Source organism: uncultured Methanobrevibacter sp., assembly GCF_937906425.1.
Taxonomy (GTDB): Archaea; Methanobacteriota; Methanobacteria; order Methanobacteriales; family Methanobacteriaceae; genus Methanobrevibacter.
Window position 1 is genome coordinate 1 of sequence record NZ_CALCYR010000199.1, and the last position, 6,097, is coordinate 6,097.

The 6,097-nt window shown below is 32.5% G+C and carries 3 protein-coding genes; all 3 read right to left on the minus strand.

What is annotated here, in order from left to right; translation table 11 throughout:
• Window positions 1–61 precede the first annotated feature (61 nt).
• Window positions 62–1,642, minus strand: coding sequence for a DUF530 domain-containing protein (locus Q0138_RS05745; protein WP_297981958.1), 1,581 nt, complete (start codon window positions 1,640–1,642; stop codon window positions 62–64).
• Window positions 1,643–1,874: 232 nt separating this feature from the next.
• Window positions 1,875–3,947 (minus strand): methionine--tRNA ligase, encoded by a 2,073-nt coding sequence (gene metG / locus Q0138_RS05750; RefSeq protein WP_297981960.1) that lies wholly within the window; start codon window positions 3,945–3,947, stop codon window positions 1,875–1,877.
• Between the two features lie 561 nt (window positions 3,948–4,508).
• Complete coding sequence (locus tag Q0138_RS05755; RefSeq protein WP_297981962.1) at window positions 4,509–5,846, minus strand: FAD-dependent oxidoreductase; 1,338 nt, start codon at window positions 5,844–5,846, stop codon at window positions 4,509–4,511.
• Window positions 5,847–6,097 lie beyond the last annotated feature (251 nt).

The window sequence follows — 6,097 nt, forward strand, 5'->3', positions numbered from 1 at the left end:
CAAATAAATTTAATAAAAAATTATAATTTTTAAAATTAAAAAACCTTGATTTTTAAAAATATTATTTAATCCCGCCTAAGAATGCTTGTGCTCTTCGAGTATTAGGTTTCTTAATACTCTTAATATTATTTGTTTCATTGTTGACACTATTTTCACTTACCTTAAAGGCATGACAAACTGTTTTCAGATTAAAGTGAGATTCACTGTAAATAATAGCTGCTCCCAATGCCTTATAATTTAACTTAATATTAGTGTTTTTAACCTTCTTTTCCAATTTAAACTTCTTATAAAGCAAAAGATCCATATTTTCCACAGGAAGAATATGTTTTCCTTCATCCTTTCTAAGGAAATTAACAACATTTACCCGAATATTTTCAAAAACCTTCCTTTGCTTACGGTCAAGCTCATTCATAATATATGGAAATGGGGAACCGTATCTCTTACGTCTGTCACTTGAAGTGCAAAGATAATATTTGGATAAATCCCAAAGGATTAATGTGGGGGCTATTTCAGCAAAGACATGCTTTTTAACATGTTCTCTCCTGCCCAAATCCCTTTTAAGCTTCATATCCAAATGACCATACTTATCCATCAATCCTAATTCTTCAAGGTTTTCTTGGATTTTGCTTTCCCTATACTCATCCAAATCATCTTCATCTATATAATCAGGATTTTCCAAATTAACGGAGCGAATAATCTCATCATAAAGCTCTAAATTAGACAAATCTTTAATCTTTTCTGCATAGAAATCCTCTTCATGCCTTTCAACAATCTCTTCAGCATGCTTGACATATGCAAGGGCAAGATTTATCCGTGTGTAATTGTCATTGATTATTGGAGGATTTGTAGTGTAAAATTCCAATCTTTCAATACGTGCCCTACTGCCATATCTTTTCCTGATTTCATCCTCATAGGAATCTGCATATTCACTGTCCAATTGAACTCTTTTGGTAATGGTTCTATTGTTTTCACGCACTCTTATAATTGGAGTTACAGTCTTTACCACAGTTTTTCGTTTTTCATTTAAAATATTTAGAACTTTTTTTAATGATTCCCTGCCCCAATCTGAGAGGGAAAACTTGATTTCCATATAATTGCCGGATAAAGGCAAATAGGGAATTATTTCAAGACGATAGATTCCTGAATGATTAATTTTAAAATCAAAATCGCTAGAGCCACATTTGCATTTCTTATCATTATCCAAAAATGAACTGATACGATATGTTTTGGAGCAATCCTTGCATTTTACCTTTGCATATTCCTCCAAATTACCTAATGCAATACGATGGGCAGTAATTGCATATTTTACCCTATCTATAATAATCTTTTTTTCTGAAGCAATATCCTTTAAACGGGAATTGTAAATGCCTTCACTTGCAATCTGTTCCTTTTCTGGACTGTCATTTCCCCTACGCCTGCTGTTTTTGGAGGCGACATTTAAAGACCTGTAGGGGGTGGAATAACCTTTTTTATCCATATCTATCTTAAAGGATAAAAGTTCTTCAAGATTATTATTTAAAAGCTCATAAACCTTTAAAAAGGAATCCAAATCATTTAAATCTTTTTTGAGATTATTTAAATCTATTTTTTGAGCATCTATCTCTTTAAGAAATTTCTCTGCTTTAGTAATCAATGCACTCATAATACTCACCGTGAGGACTTAATTAAAATCAAATAAACAATCTGATGAATTGTTTGCCTAAAAATAAAAAAGCAAGAAAAACAATCTGATGAATTCTTTGCCATTTAATTAAAAGGATTTGATTTTATTAATTTACTTGTTTTAAACAATAAGCGCCGAATTATTGCAAAAACAAATAAATGGAGTAATTAAATTTGAATTAATTAATAAATTGAGTAGTTTAAAAAGAAAATTACATAAGTAATTCGCCAATTTCACAATCGTCAGGAGTTAAGATAGCTGCACTTTCAGTAGCCATAATCATTCCTTCAGATTTTTCACCCATCAATTTAGCAGGTTTTAAGTTGGTTACAACAGGTAATTTTTTACCGATCAAGTCTTCAGGAGCATATCTTTTACCTAAACCAGCTACAACCTGAATTGTCTTATCTCCAATGTCAATTTGAGTCTTTAATAATTTATTTGATTTTTCAATTTTTTCACATTCTACAACTTGTCCAATCTTAATTTCGACTTTAGCAAAGTCATCAATACTAATTAAATCCATTTTTTCACCATCATCTTCTTTAGTTTTTTCTTTTTTAGACTTATTCTTTTCGCCTTCATCTTTTTTAGACTTATTCTTTTCGCCCTCATCTTTTTTAGAATCAGATTCATGCTCCTCAAGGTTTTTATATAATTTTTCCTTTTGAGCTTCAATCACTTCAGGATCTATCTTTTTAAATAAAGGTTTAGCCTTATTTATTTGATGACCTGAGTCTAAAAATTCACTTGCATCATCCCATCCATTATCATGGGATATATTCATAATGTCACAGATTGCATCCGCCTTGTTTGGAATATAAGGCTTTAATAAAATTGCAAGTGCGTGAGATAATTGATTAGATAAATATAAACAGTTAGCTGCCTTTTGAGGATTCTCTTTAACCGCTTTCCAAGGTTCCATATCGTTAAAGTATTTGTTACCTGCCTTTGCGACTCTAACAATTTCAACAAGGCCTTCCCTGAATTTCATGGTGGAGATAAGTTCTCCAACAGTTCCGGCCAATCCCTTGATTTCCTCTTCAAAGGCCAAGTCCTCTTCACTAGGGTCTGCATATTCCGGAATCATTGAATCAAAGAACTTCTTTGTGAATGTGAATGTCCTATGGAGGAAATTACCGATTACATCAGCCAATTCATCATTGATTCTTCTGCCGAAATCATCCCAGGAAAAGTCTGTGTCCTTGTTTAAAGGAGCATTAACGGTTAGGTAATACCTTAAAAGATCAGATTCAAAGTCCTTTACAAAGTCAGATACCCAAATAACCCAGTTTTTACTGGTGGACATCTTTCTGCCTTCCAAGGATAGGAATTCTCCGGCAAAAATGTCATCAGGCAATTTACAGTCACGACCCATAAGCATAGCTGGCCAAAAGAGTGAGTGGTGGTAAATGATGTCTTTTCCAATGAAATGAACAACATGACCATCCCAATAGTCTTCCCATGGAATTCCAGTTCTTCTAGACCATGCAGCTGCAGAGGAAATATAACCGATAAAAGCTTCTCCCCATACATAGATAACCTTTCCTTCAGCACCATCCAAAGGTACAGGAATACCCCATTTCATGTCACGGGTCATAATCCAATCCTGAAGACCTTCCTTTAACCAATTTTCTGCATAGTTTCTAACATTTGCAGGCAAGTATTCATTTGTAGAAATGTATTCCTCCAATTGGCTTTGGAAATGACTTAACTTAAAGAAATATTGGGTACTGTCACGAATGACAGGGGTGTGACCGCAGGTAAGACATTTCGGTTCTTCCAGTTCAACAGGATCCAAAGCCCTTCCACAGGATTCACAATGGTCCCCTCTTGCATCAGCACCGCAAACAGGACATATTCCTTCAACATACCTATCAGGCAAGAACTTTTCACAATCCTCACAATACAATTGCTGGATTGCCTCTTCATAGATAAGTCCCTTATTGTATAGGTATAGGAAAAAGTCCTGTGATATCTTGTAGTGAAGCTCATCACTGGTTCTTGCAAAATTGTCCAATGTAATATCACAGCTTTTAATGTCCTCTTCAATCATATCATGGTATCTTTTAGCAATTTCAATAGGTTTCTTACCTTCTGCATCAGCCCTAACTGCTATTGGAGTACCATGCTCATCAGTGGCACATACCATAAGGACCTCATTTCCAGCCATACGATTATATCTTGCATAAATGTCTGCAGGAATATATGTTGAACGTAAGTGACCTAAATGACAAGGCCCATTTGCATAAGGAAGTGCACATGAAATAAAAATTTTAGTCAATTAAAATCCTCCAATATATATTTAATCAATGTAATTCTCTTTAATTATTCAAATAAGCATAAACACACTATTAAAAGCCAAACAAATAAAAATTATAAAAAATAAATTAGACTTTCATAAAATATAGTAACATTATATAATATATGTTAAATAATATAAAAACTTAATGATTCTAAAAAAAAGCTAACAAAAATAAAAATAAAACATTGCAAAAATAAGTATTATAAAAAAATAAGAGACTAAAATTAAATAAACTTAAAAACAATACTTGAAAAATAAGAAAATATTTACAAAAACAAAAATAAAACTTTGCAAATTAGGCAAAAATAATATAAATTTTGAAAAAATGAACAAAAATAAAAATAAAAGATTGCAAAAACATGAAAAAATTAAAAAAAACACCAAAAAAGAATAAAAAAAAGAATAAAAAATAAAAAAAACACCAAAAAAGAATAAAAAAAGAATAAAAAATAAAAAAATACCAAAAAAGAATAAAAAAAAGAATAAAAAAAGAATAAAAAAAGAATAAAAAATGAAAATAGTATAAAATAAGAAGAAAAATTAATAATTAAACTTCTTACTTACTTCTTCTACAGCCAATACCAATGGATCAGTTACCATGGAAACTGGAGGGGCATAAGCAAACTCCATATTACTTAATTCAAAGCAAGTCAATTCCTGGGTAATGGCCAATGTCATGGTATCAATTCTTTCAGCCACCCTTTCCTCTGCAATGATTTGACAACCGATAATTGTACCGTCAGCATCACAAATAACCTTAACATTCATTGGTTTAGCGTTTGGATAGTATCTGGCTCTTGTAAGTGCTTCAACTTTTTCAACAACAGCCTTAATACTGTTTTGTTGAGCAAAGCTTCTTGTAAGACCTACAGCACCAAATTCCAATTTACCTACCTTGGAAACCATTGAATTTAATACAGGATTGAATCTGGAACGTTTTCCACAAATGGTTTGAGCAACGGTTTTAGCCTGACGAACTGCAGTTGTACCTAACTGACTTACTGTATTTGATCTGAGAATTGCACTGTAGGACTCTACACAGTCACCTACAGCAAATACATCAGGTACGGAAGTAGCCATTCTGTCATTTACCAAAATAGCCCATCTGCCAATGTCACAACCAGCCATACGGGCAAGGCCAAGTTCTGCCCTTACACCTGTGGCCAAAATAACCATATCTGCATCAGCTTCAGAACCGTCTTCAAATACAGCGGTTTTTACATTGCCTTCCTCACCCTTAAGCTCAGTGATCGGTTGGCCTAAAACAACATCAATTCCTTCACTGATGAGATAATCTGTAATGATTCTAGCCATGTCAGGGTCAAGGGATCTTGGTACGATTTGAGGCAACATTTCACATAGGGTAACCTTCAATCCCATTTGCTTGAATGCATATGCAATTTCAATACCAATCAATCCAGCACCTGTTACAAGTGCGCTTTCACAGTTTTCAGCCCAATCCTTAACTTGTTTACCGTCATCAAGAGTTCTTATCTTAAATACTCCATTTAAGTCGACCCCCTTCATTGGAGGTACAAATGGACTTCCGCCAGTTGCCAAAACAAGTTTATCATAATCCAAGACAGTTTCAACACCATCTTTAACATAAGTAATGTTTTTTGCTTTAGAATCAACAGCAGTTACTTCTGTTTCAAGCAATACCTCAATATTCTTAGCATTATAATCGTCAACACTTCTCATTACGATATCATCAAATGAATGGATCTTATCTGACAATACGTATGGAATAGCACAAGGAGAATAAGAAACCTTATTATCCCTTGTCAATACTGTAATTTCTATTTCTTCATCTAATTTACGAATATTTGAAGCTGTGGATATTCCTCCAGCTCCACCACCTACAATTACTACTTTCATTTACTCAAATCCTGAAATAATCCAAATAATTAGTTAAATATAGTTAAAAAACTATTAAATAATTTATTTTTATAAATTATTCTAGTTAATAGTCCTTAATATTATTTATTATGACTTATTATATAATCTTTTTCCAGTTAAATAATTTGAATTAATCAAAGGAAAAACATTTGATAAAAACAAAGTAAAAAATTAAAAAAAAATTCTTAAAATTAATAAAAATAGGAAAACATTCATAAAAAAGAGTAAGG

What these genes read in the sequence shown, in the direction of transcription:
- Q0138_RS05745 (WP_297981958.1), bottom strand. Translation starts at nt 1,642, where the DNA reads ATGAGTGCATTGATTACTAAAGCAGAGAAATTTCTTAAAGAGATAGAT.
- Q0138_RS05755 (WP_297981962.1), bottom strand. Translation starts at nt 5,846, where the DNA reads ATGAAAGTAGTAATTGTAGGTGGTGGAGCTGGAGGAATATCCACAGCT.